The organism is Pseudomonas sp. Pseusp97 (genome assembly GCF_047304025.1).
GTDB lineage: Bacteria > Pseudomonadota > Gammaproteobacteria > Pseudomonadales > Pseudomonadaceae > Pseudomonas.
Genome location: NZ_JBGLYK010000118.1, coordinates 1 through 17,391, shown reverse-complemented (window position 1 = coordinate 17,391; position 17,391 = coordinate 1). Strand labels below are relative to the sequence as shown.

Annotated in this window: 12 protein-coding genes, 1 pseudogene and 1 riboswitch; of the genes and pseudogenes, 5 read left to right on the top strand and 8 right to left on the bottom strand. The window is 67.5% G+C overall.

Annotated elements, in window-relative coordinates; translation table 11 throughout:
- From atzF to ACCC94_RS18630, 7 genes and pseudogenes are all read right to left on the bottom strand, one after another.
- The coding region (gene atzF / locus ACCC94_RS18660) for an allophanate hydrolase (RefSeq protein ID WP_413350991.1) at positions 1 to 1,448 on the bottom strand (1,448 nt) is incomplete at its 3' end.
- Between the two features lie 531 nt (positions 1,449 to 1,979).
- Positions 1,980 to 5,759, bottom strand: a complete 3,780-nt coding sequence (locus ACCC94_RS18655; protein ID WP_413350990.1) for a 5-oxoprolinase/urea amidolyase family protein — start codon at positions 5,757 to 5,759, stop codon at positions 1,980 to 1,982.
- Positions 5,760 to 6,027: 268 nt separating this feature from the next.
- Positions 6,028 to 6,663, bottom strand: a complete 636-nt coding sequence (locus ACCC94_RS18650) for an urea amidolyase associated protein UAAP2 (RefSeq protein ID WP_413350988.1) — start codon at positions 6,661 to 6,663, stop codon at positions 6,028 to 6,030.
- An 11-nt stretch (positions 6,664 to 6,674) separates the two neighbouring features.
- On the bottom strand, positions 6,675 to 7,394 hold the full coding sequence (locus ACCC94_RS18645) for an urea amidolyase associated protein UAAP1 (RefSeq protein ID WP_413350987.1): 720 nt from the start codon (positions 7,392 to 7,394) through the stop codon (positions 6,675 to 6,677).
- 10 nt (positions 7,395 to 7,404) lie between these two features.
- A pseudogene (locus ACCC94_RS18640) lies at positions 7,405 to 8,192 on the bottom strand (ABC transporter ATP-binding protein).
- Positions 8,189 to 9,004, bottom strand: a complete 816-nt coding sequence (locus tag ACCC94_RS18635) for an ABC transporter permease (RefSeq protein ID WP_413350985.1) — start codon at positions 9,002 to 9,004, stop codon at positions 8,189 to 8,191. Before ACCC94_RS18635 ends, ACCC94_RS18640 begins: the two are co-directional and overlap by 4 nt.
- Before the next feature lie 219 nt (positions 9,005 to 9,223).
- Positions 9,224 to 10,288 carry a putative urea ABC transporter substrate-binding protein gene (locus ACCC94_RS18630; RefSeq protein ID WP_413350983.1) on the bottom strand — a complete coding sequence of 355 codons (1,065 nt, stop codon included), beginning with the start codon at positions 10,286 to 10,288 and terminating at the stop codon, positions 9,224 to 9,226.
- 57 nt (positions 10,289 to 10,345) lie between these two features.
- Positions 10,346 to 10,444, bottom strand: a riboswitch (guanidine-I (ykkC/yxkD leader).
- Positions 10,445 to 10,701: 257 nt separating this feature from the next.
- On the opposite strand from ACCC94_RS18630, the gene ACCC94_RS18625 reads away from it, so the two are divergent.
- Positions 10,702 to 10,959, top strand: coding sequence for a DUF1145 domain-containing protein (locus tag ACCC94_RS18625; protein ID WP_413350981.1), 258 nt, complete (start codon positions 10,702 to 10,704; stop codon positions 10,957 to 10,959).
- A 123-nt stretch (positions 10,960 to 11,082) separates the two neighbouring features.
- On the top strand, positions 11,083 to 11,247 hold the full coding sequence (locus tag ACCC94_RS18620) for a hypothetical protein (protein WP_167523272.1): 165 nt from the start codon (positions 11,083 to 11,085) through the stop codon (positions 11,245 to 11,247).
- A gap of 52 nt (positions 11,248 to 11,299) precedes the next feature.
- On the opposite strand, the gene ACCC94_RS18615 is transcribed toward ACCC94_RS18620, so the two are convergent.
- Entirely contained in the window at positions 11,300 to 12,211 is a 912-nt protein-coding gene (locus ACCC94_RS18615) for a LysR family transcriptional regulator (protein WP_413350980.1), read from the bottom strand.
- A gap of 97 nt (positions 12,212 to 12,308) precedes the next feature.
- On the opposite strand from ACCC94_RS18615, the gene ACCC94_RS18610 reads away from it, so the two are divergent.
- From ACCC94_RS18610 to lapD, 3 genes are all read left to right on the top strand, one after another.
- A complete protein-coding gene (locus ACCC94_RS18610; protein ID WP_413350979.1) occupies positions 12,309 to 14,282 on the top strand; it encodes an alkyl/aryl-sulfatase in 1,974 nt (657 codons plus the stop codon).
- A gap of 163 nt (positions 14,283 to 14,445) precedes the next feature.
- Positions 14,446 to 15,150, top strand: coding sequence for a cysteine protease LapG (gene lapG / locus ACCC94_RS18605; protein ID WP_413350992.1), 705 nt, complete (start codon positions 14,446 to 14,448; stop codon positions 15,148 to 15,150).
- A 56-nt stretch (positions 15,151 to 15,206) separates the two neighbouring features.
- Positions 15,207 to 17,150 (top strand): cyclic di-GMP receptor LapD, encoded by a 1,944-nt coding sequence (gene lapD, locus ACCC94_RS18600; protein WP_413350978.1) that lies wholly within the window; start codon positions 15,207 to 15,209, stop codon positions 17,148 to 17,150.
- The last annotated feature ends 241 nt before the right edge of the window (positions 17,151 to 17,391 follow it).

Sequence of the window (17,391 nt, the reverse complement as noted above, 5' to 3'; positions counted from 1 at the left end):
ATGCCGCACACCACCAGGCGCGCGCGGTCGTTGCGTGCGGCATTGGCCGAGGACGCCGGCGCGATGGCGTTGCCGCCGGTGAGCGGCAGGTTGTGCCGGCGCTGCAGGGCGTCGGCCACGCCGAGCAGGTACTGGTCGGTGAAGGCACGGCCGAACAGCGTCACGCCCCACGGCAGGCCGTTGTCCATGAGGGCGCTGGGCACGGCGACGGCGGCATAGTCCAGCAGGTTCATGAAGTTGGTGTAGTAGCCCAGCTCGGAATTGCGCTTCACCGGTTCGGCGTGCAGCTCGTCCAGCGTCACCGGGCGGCCGATGGTGGGCGTCAGCACGCAGTCGAGGTCGGCGAGGATCGCGTCGCACTGCGCCTTGAGTTCCTGCAGCCGGTATTGTGCGCGGAAGGTTTGTACGGCAGTTGCGCCGGGCGCCTTCGCCAGCACGTCGCGGATTACCGGCAGCACGGCTTGCGGGTCGCGTTCGATCAGCTCGCCCGCCACGCTGTAGCGCTCTGCCACCCACGGCCCCTCGTAGAGCAGGCGCGCGGCTTCGAGGAAGGGCGCGAAGTCGATCTCATGCGCCTCGCCGCCCAGCGCCTTGAGCTGGTCGATGGCGTCGGTGAACAGCACCGGGCCTTCGTGGCAGCCGAAGAATTCCAGCTGGTCGGCGCGGGGCACGCCGAAACGGAAGGGCTTGGGCGCGCCGAAGGCACTGGCTTCGTTCCAGGCGGGATTGGCGCGGCTGTAGCCGTCCTGCGGATCGAGGCGGGCGGTCAGACCCAGCAGCTCGCTGGCCTCGGCGGCGCTGGCGGTGAAGTAGGTGATGCAGTCCAGCGTGCGGCAGGCCGGCACCAAACCTTGGTTGGACAGCAGACCCTTGCTCGGCTTGAGCCCAAGCAGGCCGTTGAGCGCCGCCGGCACGCGGCCGGAGCCTGCTGTGTCGGTGCCCAGGGCGAAGCTCGCCACGCCCAGCGCCACGGCCAGCGAGGAGCCGGCGCTGGAACCGCCCGACGGATAATCCGGCAGCACGCTGTTGCGGCATTCGCCGTAGGGCGAGCGGGTGCCGTTGAGGCCGGTGGCGAACTGGTCGAGGTTGGTCTTGCCCAGGGGGATGGCGCCCAGGTCGATCAGCTGCTGCACAAGCGTCGCGGATGTTTCCGCTGTGTAGGCGAAGGCCGGGCAGGCGGCGGTGGTGGGGATGCCGGCGAGGTCGATGTTGTCCTTGATGGCAAACGGGATGCCGTAGAGCGGCAGGCTGTCCGGCGACTTGTCGTCCAGCGCGGCAAGGTAGGGTTCCAGCTCGTCCAGCGTCAGCAGGTGGATGAACAGGTGGTAGTCCGGGTTCAGCGCGGCGGCCTTGTCGCGCAGCTCGGCGATCAGCTGGCGCGGCGTGGCGCGGCCTTCGCGGTAGGCGGCGCGCAGGGTGGCGAGGCGGAGGTCGAAGGTGGTGGGCATGGTCGGGATTCCTGTGCTGGGCGCAGACCCTCTCCCCGGCCCTCTCCCTGAAGGGAGAGGGGGAAGAGCGGTCCGGCGCGGTGTCGGGTTCAAACCACTGGCTGGGCCGTGGTTTCAGGATGAATCGAATGTTCTCCCCGCTTCGGCGGCCCTCTCCCTGAAGGGAGAGGGAGAAGGGCGGTCCGGCGCGGTGTCGGTTTCAATCCACTGGCTGGGCCGTGGTTGCAGGATGAATCGAATGTTCTCCCCGCTTCGGACGGCCCTCTCCCTGAAGGGAGAGGGAGAAGGGCGGTCCGGCGCGGTGTCGGGTTCAAACCACGGACAGGCCGTGGTTGCAGGATGAATCGAATGTTCTCCCCGCTTCGGACGGTCCTCTCCCTGAAGGGAGTGAGGGAAGAGCAGTCCGGCGCGAGGTCCACCGATGAGTTTTCAGGATGACTCGGAAGTTGCCTCCCGCTCCGAACGGCTCCCTCTCCCGCTTGCGGGAGAGGGCTGGGGAGAGGGGCTCTTCGCAACATCTGCGGTGTCAGCTCAAGCCTCCTCCATCACCACCACCCTTTGCCCCGCCCGCACCGGCGAGCCGGGCTGCACGCGGACCTCGCGCACCACGCCGTCGCGCGGGGCGGTGAGGGGGATTTCCATCTTCATGGATTCGAGGATCACCAGGATGTCGCCAGCCTTCACGCTGGCGCCGGCTTCCACCTGCACCTGCCAGAGGTTGCCGGCGATGTGGCTTTCGACGGCGTGCTGGCCGGCGCCGAGCGGGGCGTCCTCGCCGGTGTCGATGGCGGCTTCGTCGCTCTCGAAGTGCGCCTGGCCGGAGGCGATCCAGCGCTCGCGCTCGGCATCGAAGGCGGCGCGCTGGTGGTTGCGGAAGGCAGCGATGCTCTCGGCTTCCTCGGCGAGGAACTGCTGGTAGTCGGCCAGGCGCAGCTCGCTGTGTTCGATGCGCAGCGGGTAGCGGCCCAGCGGGAAGTCGCGGCGGATGCGCAGCAGCTCCTCGGCGGACACCGGGTAGAACCGCACCTGATCGAAGAAGCGCAGCAGCCAGGGCTTGCCGTCGAACGCCGCGACCTCACGGTAGCGGTTCCACATCTGCAGGGTGCGGCCGACGAACTGGTAGCCGCCGGGGCCTTCCATGCCGTAGACGCACATGTAGGCGCCGCCGATGCCCACGGAGTTTTCCGCCGTCCAGGTGCGCGCCGGGTTGTACTTGGTGGTGACCAGGCGATGCCGCGGGTCCAGCGGCGTGGCCACCGGCGCGCCGAGGTAGACGTCGCCCAGGCCCATCACCAGGTAGCTGGCCTCGAACACGGTGCGGTACACCGCCTCCAGGTCCGGCAGCTCGTTGATGCGGCGGATGAACTCCAGGTTGCTCGGGCACCAGGGCGCGTCCTTGCGCACGGTGGTCATGTACTTCTCGATGGCCAGCTGGCAGGCCGGGTCGTCCCAGGACAGCGGCAGGTGCACGATGCGCGACGGCACCTTGAGGTCCTGCGCCGCGCAGACGGCGTCCCACAGGCCGGCGACGGTTTCCAGCAGGCTGTGCAGCGGCAGGGTTTCCGGCTGGTAGTGCACCTGCAGCGAGCGGATGCCGGGGGTGAGGTCGATCACGCCGGCGAGGTCCTTCGCTTCCAGCGCCTGCATCAGTGCGTGGGCGCGAAAGCGCAGCACGAGGTCCAGCTCGGGCTGGCCGATTTCCAGCAGCAGGTGGGTGTCGCCGGAGAGGCGGGCGACCAGGCGGGTGTCATCCTGGCCGAGGTCGAGGACGATGGGGGAGGTGAGCGTGGCGCTCGGGCTGCCCTCTCCCCCCGCCCTCTCCCGCAAGCGGGAGAGGGGGCTGTCCGCGCGGGGGTCGAGCACTGTACTTACCAGTAGCTCCGAGTTGCCCCCTCTCCCTTGGGGAGAGGGGAAACCGGCGGCTCTGGAGGTGGGCTGATCTGTAGGAGCGAGCTTGCTCGCGAACGCAGTTTCGCCTGGCGCTCCGGTGACATGCGGATCGCGAGCAAGCTCGCTCCTACGAAAAGCTGCAAGCTCGCGGGCGGTGGAAATGTCCACCGGAAGGAACCGCACCTTGTCCCCGGCCTTGAGCTGGCCGAGCTGCCAGAGATCGGCCTCGATCACCGTCACCGGGCAGACGAAGCCGCCCAGGCTCGGACCATCCGGGCCGAGGATCACCGGCATGTCGCCGGTGAAGTCCACCGCGCCGATGGCGTAGGGGTTGTCGTGGATGTTCGAGGGGTGCAGGCCGGCCTCGCCGCCGCTATCGCGTACCCACTCCGGCTTCGGGCCGATCAGGCGCACGCCGGTGCGGCTGGAGTTGAAGTGCACTTCCCAGTCGGTGGCGAAGAAGGTGTCGATGTAGGCCGGGGTGAAATATTCCGGCGCGCCGTGGGGGCCGTAGATCACGCGGATTTGCCGTACAGCTGGCAGGTCGGTTCGAAGGTCGGGCGGCAGGCTGGCGCCGTGGTCGGCGTCCGCCAGTTCCGCCAGGTGCAGCACATCGCCGGCACGCAGGGCGCGGCCGCCGTGGCCGCCGAACTGGCCGAGGGTGAAGGTGCTCTTGCTGCCCAGGTAGTCCGGCACCTGCAGGCCACCGCGCAGGCACAGGTAGCTGCGCGCGCCGGCGCCGCCGACGGTGCCGAGGCTGAGGGTGGAACCGGCAGGAACGAACAGCGAGGTGTCCATCGGCTGCTCGACGCCATCCAGGCTGATCGACAGCACTGCGCCGGTGACCGCCATCACCGCGTTGGTGTTGAAGCGCAGGGTCGGGCCGCTCATGGTGATTTCCAGCGCGGCGGCGCCTTCGGGGTTGCCCAGCAGGACGTTGCCCAGGCGCAGCGCGCGGTCGTCCATCGGCCCGGACGGCGGAACGCCCACGGCCCAGTAGCCGAGGCGGCCGGGGTAGTCCTGCACGCTGGTCTGGGTGCCGGCGCCGAGCACTTCGACGGTGTGGGCGCGGTAGCGCAGGCCTTCCAGGCAGCGGGTCCAGGGCGCGCCGCTGGCGAAAGGCGCATCCGCGAGGATCTGCCGCAGGTAGTCGCGGTTGCATTCCACGCCGTAGAGCTGGCTGTCGCCGAGAGCGCGGTCGAGCCCGGCGCTGGCCTGCTCGCGAGTCGGCGCCCAGGCGATGAGCTTGGCGATCATCGGGTCGAAGTACGGCGGAATCTCGCAGCCGGCTTCGACCCAGGTGTCGATGCGCAGCGCCTTGCCGTCCGCCGGCGGGAACTGCACGGCAGTGAGCAGGCCGGGGCAGGGCTGGAAGTCGCGGCCCGGGTCTTCCGCGTAGAGGCGCGCCTGGATGGCGTGGCCGCTGGGTTGCAGCGTGGCGGCCAGTTCGGCCAGGGGCGGCAGGTCGCCGGCGGCCAGTTCGATCATCCAGCGCACCAGGTCGACGCCCCAGACCTGTTCGGTGACGCCGTGCTCCACCTGCAGGCGGGTATTCACTTCGAGGAAGTAGAAGCGCTGCGCCTCGCTGTCGTAGACGAATTCCACGGTGCCGGCGCTGCGGTAGCTGACCGCTTTCGCCAGCTGGATCGCCGCCGCGCACAGGGCCTCGGCCATGCCGGTGGGCAGGTTGGGCGCCGGGGTTTCCTCCAGCACCTTCTGGTTGCGCCGCTGCACCGAACAGTCGCGGACGCCGAGGGCGATCACCTCGCCCTGGCCGTCGCCGAATACCTGCACTTCGAGGTGGCGGGCGCGCTGGATGTACTTCTCGATGAACACGCCGGAGTCGCTGAAGTTGTTCTGGCCCAGGCGCTTCACGGCGTCGAAGGCGTCGCGCAGTTCGTCTGCCGAGCGGCATACGCGCATGCCGATACCGCCTCCACCGGCTGTGCTCTTGAGCATCACCGGGTAACCGACCTGCTCGCCGGCACGCAGGGCGGCATCGAGGTCTTCCAGCAGGTCGGTGCCTTCGAGCATCGGCACGCCCTGTTCGCGGGCCAGCGCGCGGGCGGTGTGCTTGAGGCCGAACAGGCGCAGCTGCTCCGGCGTTGGGCCGACGAAGGCGATGCCGGCGGCTTCGCAGGCTTCGGCGAAGGCGGCGTTCTCGGAGAGGAAGCCGTAGCCCGGGTGGATTGCCTGGGCGCCGCTGTCGCGCGCGGCCTGGAGGATCTTCTCCACCACCAGGTAGGTGCTGGACGCCGGGCCTTCGCCGAGGCTGACGGCCTGGGCGGCCTGCTGGATATGCAGGCTGGCGGCGTCGGCTTCGGAGTAGACGGCCACGCCCTCTACGTGCAGCTCACGCAGGGTGCGCAGGATGCGGCAGGCGATGGCGCCGCGGTTGGCGATCAGGAGCTTGTCGAACATGAGGGCGTCCCCATGGGGTGGCGGGCCGTCCCGCCGTCATTCGGTGTGCGCCAGGGTCGTCCGTGGCGTGACGTGCTTTGCGTAGGAGCGAGCTTGCTCGCGAACCCGGCCTAGCTCCGGTGCTCGGACGAGATCTGTTCGCGAGCAAGCTCGCTCCTACAAGGGGAGCCGCTGAGCGTCGGGCTGCACTGGGCACTCCGGCTCTGGCTCAGGAGGTACAGCCAGCGCCGCAACGCTTGCAGCTTTCCGCTTGCCGCTTGTGGCTGCTTCAGTCCCATACCAGAAGCTCCGCCGGGGTCGGGTTCCAGCCGTTGCAGGGGTTGTTGAGCTGCGGGCAGTTGGAGATCAGGACGATGACGTCCATGTGCGCCAGCAGCTCGACGTACTTGCCTGCGCCGGAGATGCCGTCCTCGAAGGTCAGGCCACCTTCGGCAGTGACCGGCACGTTCATGAAGAAGTTGACGTTGTGGCTGATGTCGGCCTTGGTCAGGCGGCCGTCGTGCAGGCTGGCGCGCAGGAAGTTGTCGCGGCAGCTGTGCATGTAGCGCTTGTCCAGGGCGTAGCGCACGGTGTTGCTCTCCTGGGCGCAGGCGCCGCCGAGGGTGTCGTGGCGGCCGCAGGTGTCGGCGCTGATGGTCAGCATCGGGTTGCCGAGGTTGGACCAGAGCACGCTGCCGGCGCTGAGGTAGACCTGCCCCTGCTTGCGCAGGGTGCGTTGCACGTCGTAGCGCTCGCGTGGGTTGGCGGCGCTGAAGAACAGCGTGTCCACCGCCTGGTTGCCTTCCAGGTCGAGGATGCGCAGGGTCTGCCCGGCCTTGAGTTCGGTGAGGCTGGGCTCGCCGGCCGGGATCAGGGTGCGCGAGACGCAGGCTTCGGGGTGTTTGTCGCTGGGGACGATGGGCATGCTCGCGCTCCTTACAGGTACTGGCGTTCGGTGTTGTGGAAGCCGCGGCCGTTCTCCGCGCGCGAGGTGCGGCAGAGCACGCTGATGCCGTCGGAGGCGACCTGCTGCCAGGTCAGGCCGATGGGCTTGGGTGCGTACTGCGGGTTCGGGTCCAGCGGGTGCTGCAGGGCGGTGAGCACGACGAGGGTGTCCATTGGCGCGTACAGCTCGACGTAGTCGCCGGCTTTCGAGTTGCCCTGGACGAAGCGGAAGCAGCCGTCGGCGTCGACGTCCACGCGGCTGAACAGGTTCAGGCACATCAGCAGGTCCTGCAGGCGCATGTCCCACTTGCCCATTTCCACCAGCAGGTTGTCCACGCCGTTGCGGTGCAAGCCGTTGCGCAGTTCCTGGTAGCGGCCCGCGCCATATTTCTCCTGCACCTCGGCGGCGTTCAGCACGCCGCCGAAGCTGTCGTGCCAGCCGCAGCTGTCGGCAGTGATGGCGGCGAGCACGCGGCCCATGTCCGAGTACAGGCAGTGGCCGGCGGTCAGGCGTGCGGTGTGCTGGCACTTGAGGCTGTCGGGCAGGTTCAGCCGTTCGCTTTTCTCGGCGGCATTGAACAGCAGCAGGCTGACGTTGCCGCCGCCTTCGATGTCGGTCAGGCGCAGCAGCTGGCCGCGCTTGAGGACGAAGGAGGTGTGGCCGCCGCCGGGGACGGATTCTTCGTAGAGCGTGGTGCGCAGGTCATTCATGTCGGATTCCTCAGTAGGCCGGTGTGATCAGCGGCGCGGCCGTTTCCAGGCGCGCGGCGAGCGGTTCGGGCAGGGCGGCGCGGGCGGCCTTGCGGTCGGCGTTGAGCGGGATGTCGTAGGTGATACGGGCGCCGTAGGCGCTGGGCGCCTGCGGGTCGTGGCGGACCTTGTCGAAGACCAGCAGGCGGGTGCCCAGGCTGAAGCCCTCGGCGAGGTCGTGGGTGACCATGAACACGGTGAGCCGGGTTTCCAGCCACAGTTCCAGCAGCAGCGCGTGCATGTCCTTGCGGATGCCCGGATCCAGCGCGCCGAAGGGTTCGTCGAGGAGCAGCACGCGCGGCTTCATCACCAGCGCCTGGGCAATCGCCAGGCGTTGCTGCATGCCGCCGGAGAGGGCGCTCGGGTGCTGCTGCAGCGCATGACCGAGGCCGACGCGCTTGAGCAGTTCTGCGGCCTGCTCGCGGGCCTCGCGCTTGGCCGGCTGTTCGGCGCGCGCGGCAGTTCCAGGCCGAGGGCGACGTTGTCGAGCACGGAGAGATGCGGGAACACCGAGTAGCGCTGGAACACCACGCCACGGCTCGGGTCGGGCTCGGCGGCCAGCGGCTGGCCTTCGAGCAGCAGTTCTCCGCGGCTGGGGCGCTCCTGGCCCAGCAGCAGGCGCAGGAAGGTGGACTTGCCGCAGCCGGAGGCACCGACCAGGGTGCAGAACTCGCCTTCCTTCACCTCGAGGTTCAGGCGTTCGAGCACCACGTTGCCGTCGTATTCCTGCCAGACGTTCTTCACCTGGATGAAGCTCATGCCTTGCCTCCTTCGTACCAGGGGAAGGCGCGCCGGGTGAGCGCGCGCAGCGCCCAGTCCATCAGCCAGGCCAGTGCGGTGATCCACACCACGTAGGGCAGGATCACGTCCATGGCGAGGTAGCGGCGTACCAGGAAGATGCGGTAGCCCAGGCCGTCGGTAGAGGCGATGGCCTCGGCGGCGATGAGGAACAGCCAGGCCGATCCGAGCATCAGGCGCAGGGAGATCAGCAGGCGCGGCATCAGTTGCGGCAGCACCACGCGCAGGACCAGCGTCCAGGTGCTGGCGCCCAGGGTCTGCGCCTTGATCAGCAGCTCGCGGGGGATTTCCCGGGCGCGCTGTTCGATGTCGCGGGCGATGCAGGGGGCGACGCCGATGACGATCAGCACCACCTTGGACAGCTCGCCGAGGCCGAAGACGATGAACAGCACCGGCAGGATCGCCAGGGGCGGGATCATCGACAGCACGGTGAGCAAGGGCGAGAGCGGTGCGCCGAACAGCGGCACGCTGCCGGCGGCAATGCCCAGCACCAGGCCGAGCAGGGCGGCGATGGAAAGCCCCACGGCCAGGCGTTGCAGGCTGGCGCCGGTATCCTGCCAGAACAGCACTTCGCCGGTGCGCTTGTCTTCACTGAAGGCCAGGCGGTTCACCGCGTCGGCCATCTGCGCGGCGCTGGGCAGCAGCTTGTCGTTGGGGTTCTCGGCCAGCCGCGACGTCGAGTCTGCGAAGTAGGCGAACAGCAGCAGGGCGAAGGGCAGCAGCACCAGGAACAGGCGGCCGCTGCGGTCGGGGGTTCGGTTGATCAGGCGCATGTTTCGTACCTGTCTGTCGGGGGAGGGGTTTTCTGTAGGAGCGAGCTTGCTCGCGAACGGAGTTCCGCTTGGCACCCCAGGTGTCATGCGGTTCGCGAGCAAGCTCGCTCCTACAAGATTCGTAGGGCGCATAACGCGGAACGCGTTATCCGCCGTGGCGTCCGGACGGCGGATAACCGCAAGCGGTTATTCGCCCTACGAGGGGGAACGGTGCGGAAGTCAGAGCTTGCCGTCCGCCGCCATCTGCACGTACGTCGGGTCGAAGCGCAGCTTGAGGTTCTGCGCGTCACCGGTGGTGAGGCCGCCGGCGAAGCTCATGCCGACCGCCTCGGCGCTTTTCGCGCCCTCGCCGAGCAGGCCGTGGGCGAAGGAGAAGGCCGCGACCTTGTCCATGGTGGCCGGCAGTTTCGGGCTGGTGGCGAAGGCCAGGGCTTCCTTGGGCGTGGCGAACAACTTGGTGGTGGCGAGCTGGCTCTGGTAACCGGCCAGATCGGTGCCCGAGGCCTTGGCCATGTGCTCCAGCGCGGCGCGGGTCTCGGCGCTCTCGCCCTGCATCAGCGCCACGGTTTCGAACCAGGCGCCGGTCAGCGCCTTGCCCAGCGCGGGGTTGTCCTTCAGGACCGCACTGTTGACCACCATCATGTCCATGATCTCGCCGGGGACCTGGCTGGAGTTGAATACCTCGGTGGTGCCCGGCTTGGCGCGGGCCTCGGCGAGCATCGGGTTCCAGGTGGTCACGGCCTGTACGTCGTCGGTATTGAAGGCGGCAGCGATGTCAGCGTCGGAGGTATTCACCGTCTTCACGTCCTTCTCGGTGAGGCGGGCGTTTTCCAGGGCGCGGGCGAGCAGGTAGTGGGAGACGGAAAGCTCCACCAGGTTGACGTTCATGCCCTTGAGGTCGGCCAGGGTCTTGCCTTCGCCCTTGATGACGATGCCGTCGTTGCCGTTGGAAAAGTCGCTGACGATCAGCGCGGTGGAGTCGACGCCGCCGGCGGCGGGGATGGTCAGGGCGTCCATGTTGGTCATGGTGCAGCCATCGAAGGTGCCTGCGGTGTACTGGTTGATCGACTCGATGTAGTCGTTGAGCTGGGTGACCTTGATCTGGATGCCGTACTTCTTCGCCCATTTGTCGACGATGCCGTGGCTGGCCGCGTATTCCCAGGGCATCCAGCCGGCGTAGATGGTCCAGCAGAGGTTGAAGCTGTTCTTCTCGGCAGCGGAGGCGCTGAGGCTGAACGCGGCGAGACCGGCGGCGAACAGGGCGGTCAGAAGGGGCTTGCGCATGGAGCATCTCCAGTCGATTGGCGGGCAGGCAGGAGTCGGGCGGCACTTGTCGCTCTCGTCTCCCGGGCTTTTGTCCCGCCGTGTAACCTCGCTGGAGGTCGATGACTCTCGGACCAGTCACTCGCTGCGCGAGCCGGAACCCTAGTCATCCATTGTCGGATTGTGGTGCCGCTGTCCGAATGCTTCGGATCGTTCCTGCACAGCGCAGACAAAGCGAGCGGCGTGCCAAGTTGGCGAAAGTACCGGGACAGAAGGGTTGCGGCGGATATCTCGGTGCAAGCCGGGACGGTTGCCTGCCCTCAAATGAAGCGCCATGCCGCATCCTGGTGCGCGCGGCCAGTCGAAAGGCAGGAGCGGGCAGGGCGCGCCGGGCGGCAGACTGCAACGACCTTCATTTTGAGGAGTCCTTCGCCATGTCCGAGTTGCTGAGCTTCGCCAAGGGCGCGCTATCCCTGTTCTGGGTCGCCGCCGTGCTCAACCTGATCTACCCGTTCGGCGAGCTGTATCGCCCGCTGCTGGGGCTTTCCGCGATCCTGCTGGTGGTGCACGCGGGCGAGGTGCTGTTGCTGGCGCGCCAGCGTTCCTGGCTGGAACAGCTGCAGGTGCTGCTGTTCGGCGTGCTGCATCTGCAGAGCCGCAAGCTTCGTCGCCTGGAAACCTTGAACGGCTGATTTACCCAAGCTTTACCTTTCGCCGCGGCACCGCCTTCTGACAGACATGTCTGATCCTGTGAGACCGGAAGAATGTACGCCCCGCATCCCCGCGGGGCGGCCGGCTCGCCTGATGGAGGCGCCATGCGTCGTTTCTTCGCTGCTGTACTGATGATCCTTCCGCTGACCGGCTGTGTGGTCTACGAGCATGACCACGACCGTGGCGGTTGGCATGACCGGCCGCACTACTACCGCCCGGCGCCGCCGCCGGCCTATTACGGTGGTCCGTACCAGGGTTGGCGCCGTTGATCTGTGGTCCTGATGGGTATCGCTTCGCTCCACGCCATCCTGCGAAGAGCGTTCACGACGCGGCGTTGAACGCCGCGTCCTCCTCCAACAGCATCTCCACGAACTGGCTGGCCGCGGGCGACAGGCTGCGGCTGGCATGGCGCACCAGCGCGTAGGCGGAGCCGCGTCCTGCCGCGTCGCTGCTCCGGGGCCAGGGCAGCACGGCCAGACTGCCGGCCTGCACATCGGCGGCCACCACGTCCCACGTCGCCAGGCAGAGCACGTCGCTGCCCTTGACCAACTCCTTGAGCATCAGCACGTCATCGCATTGCACGCTCAGCGGCTGCTCGCGGCCGAGCGTGCGCACCATCCCCTCGTAGGCATCGCGCGGCAGGCGCGGGCCGGCCAGCGGATAGTCGAGCACGCGCTCCACCGACGGGACGCTGCCGATCAGCGGATGCTCCGGCCGGCAGAACAGTACGCTCCGATGCACCCGCAGCGGCAGGATGTCGAGGCGGCTATCGCCTTCGAGTTCGCGGTAGTCGGCGATGAACAGTTCCAGCTCGTCGTCCAGCAGGCGCTGGTGCAGTTCGCTCCAGTTCTCGATGGAGAGCAGGACCGATACCTTCGGGTGCGCGCTGCAGTAGCGCGCCAGCACCTGCGGCATCAGCCGCGCGCCAGGGAAGGGCCCGGCGCCCAGGCGCAGCTCACCGGTTTCCAGGTCGGCCAGTTGCAGCACCGCGTTCCTCAGCGCGTGGTCGCCGGCCAGCAGGCGGCGCGCGTGTTCCAGCACCAGTCGGCCATGGGCGGTGAGGGTGACGCCGCGCGGGTTGCGGTCCACCAGTTGGCAGTTCAACTGGCCTTCAAGCGCCTGGATGCTCCGCGACAGGGCGGGCTGACTCAGGTTCACCGCATCGGCGGCGCGGGCGAAGTGGCCGTGCTCGGCGAGGGCGACGAAATGGCGGAGCTGGCGAAGATCGCTCATGCGCTTCCTGCATCGATTGTGAAATTGGAATGCATTGGAATTATTAGCGCAGCGGTCGGCATAGTGCGAGCACAACAACAAGTACCGGAGCTCTCCGATGTCCCGTCTTTCCGCTGCCGTGCTGCTCGCCAGCCTCTGCCCCGGCCTGCTGCTCGCCGCCGAACAGCCCAAGCCGCCGACCCCCTTTACCCAGGCTGCCCAGGAGCAGGTGCGCCAGTCGCTGCCCTTCAGTGACCGCGCCGACTTCGAGCGGGTGGAGAAGGGCCTGATCAAGCGCCCCGAGAACCTCGTGATCAAGAACGAGGACGGCACGGTCGCCTGGCAGCTGGGCGGCTATGACTTCCTCAAGGCGGCGCAGGACGTCGCCAGCGTCAACCCGAGCCTGATGCGCCAGGCGCAGCTGAACCTGAGCTACGGCCTGTTCAAGGTCACCGATGGCATCTACCAGGTGCGCGGATTCGACCTGGCCAACATCACCTTCATCGAAGGCAGGACCGGCTGGATCGTCATCGACACCCTGACCACCCCGGCGACCGCCAAGGCGGCATACGCGCTGGTGAGCCAGGAGCTGGGGCAGAAGCCGATCCGCGCGGTCATCTACAGCCACGCCCACATCGACCACTTCGGCGGGGTGAAGGGGCTGGTGAGCCAGGAGCAGGTGGACAAGGGCGAGGTGCAGATCATCGCGCCCAAGGGCTTCATGGAGGCGGCGATCAAGGAGAACGTGCTGGCCGGCAACGCCATGCTGCGCCGCGCCACCTACCAGTACGGCACCCTGTTGCCGCAGGGGCCGGAGGGCCACGTCGACATGGCCATCGGCAAGACCGTCGCCAAGGGCCCGATGAGCCTCATCGCGCCGACCAGGACCGTCGATGGGCCACTGGTGGAGATGGACATCGATGGCGTGCCCGTCACCTTCCAGAACACCCCGGGCACCGAATCGCCGGCGGAGATGAACGTCTGGCTGCCGCAGCACAAAGCGCTGCTGATGGCCGAGAACGTCACCGCCACCCTGCACAACCTCTACACCCTGCGCGGCGCCGAGACCCGTGACCCGCTGGGCTGGAGCAAGTACATCAACGAGGCGCTGCACCAGTTCGGCGAAAAGGCCGAAGTGATGTTCGCCGTGCACAACTGGCCGCGCTGGGGGCACGAGGACATCGTCCGCACCCTGGAAAAGCAGCGTGACATGTATGGCTACCTGAACGACCAGACCCTGCACCTAGCCAACAACGGAGTGACCATCAACCAGATCCACGAGCGCCTGAAAGTGCCGCCGGAGCTGGCCAACGAGTGGTTCAACCGTGGCTACCACGGCAGCGTCAGCCACAACGTGCGCGCGGTGGTGAACAAGTACCTGGGCTACTACGACAGCAACCCGGCGACGCTGAATCCGCTGGCGCCGGAGGATTCGGCGGTGAAGTACGTCGAGTTCATGGGCGGCGCCGATCACCTGCTGCAGATGGCCAAGGCGTCCTTCGACAAGGGCGAGTACCGCTGGGTGGTGGAGGTGGTCAACAAGCTGGTCTTCGCCGACCCGGGCAACCAGGCCGCGCGCAACCTGCAGGCCGACGCCCTGGAGCAGCTGGGCTATCAGGCGGAGAACGCCGGCTGGCGCAACAGCTACCTCACCGCCGCGCAGGAATTGCGCAATGGCCTGCCCAAGGACCTGCCGGCGATGAAATCGGGCAGCCCCGATGCGCTGGCGGCGATGGATACCGGCCTGCTGTTCGACTACCTGGGCGTGCGCCTGAATGCGGAGAAGGCCGAGGGTGAGGACTTCGCCATCAACCTGGTGCTGCCGGACAAGAACGAGCAGTACCTGCTGGAGCTGAAGAACTCGCACCTGAACAACATCAAGGGCGTGCAGAGCGAGAACGCCGGGCAGACCGTGACCATCGACCGCGCCGACCTCAACCGCCTGATGCTCAAGCAGGTTTCGCCGGTGCGTCTGGTCTTCGAGGGCAAGCTCAAGAGCTCGGGCAACCCGCTGCTGCTGGCCAAGCTGTTCGGCATGCTGGAAGACTTCAACTTCTGGTTCGACATCGTCACGCCGCCGCAGAAGAGCTGATCGGTTCCCATCGCGCGCGGCCGCTCCCCTCCAGGCCGCGTCTCCCTGAATGGCACAATGCAGTGATTGCATTGTGCCATTGTTTTTTCCGGCGCCAGTCTGCACCATGCCAACCCTGCGCCCGCAGCTGGTTGCCGGCGCTCGCAGTCGAGTCGTCGCGATCATGCTCAGCCGTTGTACCAGGATGCTGCGTCGTTGCTGGCCGGGGCCTTTGGCCCTGGTGCTGGTGGCTTCGCTCGGCGCCCTGGCGGGGGCGCAGCAGGCCGAGTGGGACTTCAGGCTGATCAGCCAGCAATCCACGCGCCTCTACGGGCCGCTGGGCGAAGGCCAGCTGCGCATCGATGCCTGGCAGAAGCTGCTCGCGCAACAGACCGCCGCCAGCGAGCGCGATCAGCTGCAGGCGGTCAATCGCTTCTTCAACGACCAGCTGCGCTTCACCGATGACCTGAGCCTCTGGCACGAAGTGGACTATTGGGCCACGCCGGTGGAGGCCTTGCTCAAGGGTGCCGGCGATTGCGAGGATTTCGCCATCGCCAAGTACATCAGCCTGCGGCATCTGGGCGTGCCGGCGCAGAAGCTGCGCATCACCTACGTCAAGGCGCTGCGGCTGAACCAGGCGCACATGGTGCTCACGTATTATTCACGGCCCGACGCCGTGCCGCTGGTGCTGGACAACCTGATCGGCAGCATCCTGCCGGCCAGCCAGCGCAGCGACCTGCAGCCGGTCTACGCATTCAATGGCGAGGGCCTGTGGCTCGCCGGCAATGGCGGGGGCGGCGGCAAGCAGGTGGGCGACAGCAAGCGCCTGTCGCGCTGGCAGGACCTGCTGAAGAAGATGAAGGCCGAAGGCTTCCCCCTGGATGAATAGCCTTCGATGAATAGCCGCAGAACGAATAGCTCCCACGGGGGGAGCCTGGAGACACGATGTCCCTGTTCAAACAGTTGTTGATCGCCATCTGCCTGTTCCTGGTGGTCGCCTTCAGCGGCAGCTTCATGGTCGGGCTGGAAAGCTCGCGCGAGCAGTACGGCAACCAGCTGCGCTCCCACGCCCAGGACGCGGCCACCGCACTGGGCCTGTCGCTGACGCCGAACATCGACGACCCGGCGATGGTCGAGCTGATGGTCAGTTCGATCTTCGACAGCGGCTACTACGAGAGCATCCGGGTGATCGACCTGGCCACCGGCAAGGTGATGGTGGAGCGCACCGGGGTGCCCGACGCGGTGGCGGCGAAGGTGCCGCAGTGGTTCATCGCGCTGATCGACCTGCATTCGGCCGGAGGCGACGCCATCGTCAGCCGCGGCTGGACCCAGGCTGCGCGCGTCGAGGTGCTCAGTCACCCGATGTTCGCCATCGCCAAGCTCTGGCAGAGCACCCTGGGCAGCCTGCTCTGGCTGGTGCTGTGCGGGATTGCCAGCGCCGTGCTCGGGGCCATCCTGCTGCGCCGCCAGCTCAAGCCGCTGGACTACATGGTGGCGCAGTCCCACGCCATCGCCCGCCGCGAGTTCCTCAGCCTGCCCGAGCTGCCGCGCACCCCCGAGCTGCGCCGTGTGGTGCAGGCGATGAACCAGATGGTGGAGAAGCTCAAGGCGCTGTTCCAGGAACAGGCCCAGCGCAGCGAACGCCTGCGCGACGAGGCCTACCAGGACAGCCTCACCGGGCTGGGCAACCGGCGCTTCTTCGACATGCAATTGAACAACCGCCTGAGCGCCGAGGACCAGGTCAGCAGCGGCGTGCTGCTGGTGCTGCGGGTCAACGACCTCGCCGGGCTGAACCAGCGCCTGGGCGGCCAGCGCGTCGACCAGTTGCTCAAGGCGGTGGCCGACCAGCTGCGCCTGGCCGGGCAGGGCCTGGGTGCCGGCCTGACCCTGGCCCGCAGCCGTGGCGGCGAGTTCGTGATGCTGGCGCCGGGGCTGATGCCCGAGGACGCACCGGCCCTGGCAATGCGTCTGGAGGGCATGCTCGCCGCGCTGGTCACCACCGGTGCCAGCGACGTTAGCCCGGTTGCCTGTCTGGGGCTGGTGCCTTTCGTTTCCGGCGAGTCGGCCCAGGCGCTGCTGCAGCGCGCGGACGAGGCGCTGGTGCAGGCCGAGCGGCAGAATGACAGTTGCTGGGCCTTCCTCCAGGGTGGCGCCAAGCCGGTCGCCGAGGAGCGCCACAGCTGGCATCAATTGCTGGACGAGGCGCTGGTGCACAAGCGCTTCCAGTTGCACTTCCAGGCGGTGGTGTCCTGCGCCGACCCGCAGGTGGTGCTGCATTACAAGGTGCTCTCGCGCCTGCCCGACGGGCAGGGCGGCAGCATAGCCGCCGGGCGCTTCCTGCCCTGGCTGGACCGCTTCGGCTGGACCGCGCGGCTGGACCTGCTGATGCTGGAAAGCGTGCTGGCCGACATGGCCAGGCACAACCGTCCGCTGGCATTGAACCTGTCCGCCGCGCTGCTGCGGGATGAATGGGCCACCACCCGCGTATTCGACCTGCTGAAGCAGCACCCGCAGTTCGCCGGGCGCCTGACCCTGGAGCTGGAAGAAGACCAGTTGCCGGCGCAAGCGGTGCTCGAAGCCCTGACCCGTCGCCTGGGCGAGCTGGGTTATCGCCTGAGCCTGCAGCACTTCGGCGGGCGCTTCAGCATGATCGGCAACCTGGCGCGGTTGGGGCTGGCGTACCTTAAGGTCGATGGCAGCCATATCCGCCATATCGACCAGGAGAACGACAAGCGCCTGTTCATCGAGGCGATGCAGCGCGCGGCGCACAGCATCGACCTGCCGCTGATCGCCGAGCGCGTGGAGACGGCGGGAGAGTTCCGAGTGTTGAAGGAGATGGGGATTCAGGGCGTGCAGGGGCAGTTGTTTGGCGGGCCGGCGCCGTGGTGATCTGAGTTCTCGCTTGCGTCGCCGGCCTGGCCGGCTGTTCGCGAGCAAGCTCGCTCCTACAGGGTTACGCGGGCATTTCCGTTCACGTAGGAGCGGACTCTGTCCGCGATGTGTCTGCTTTGCTCCAAGGTTTTCAGCGTCGCTTCGGCGTGTGCGCGGACCCTGTGTTTCGCCCCCTCGGGCGACCTACTTTGGCAAACGACCCAAAGTAGGCAAAGGTCTTGCCCCGGACATCCGGTTT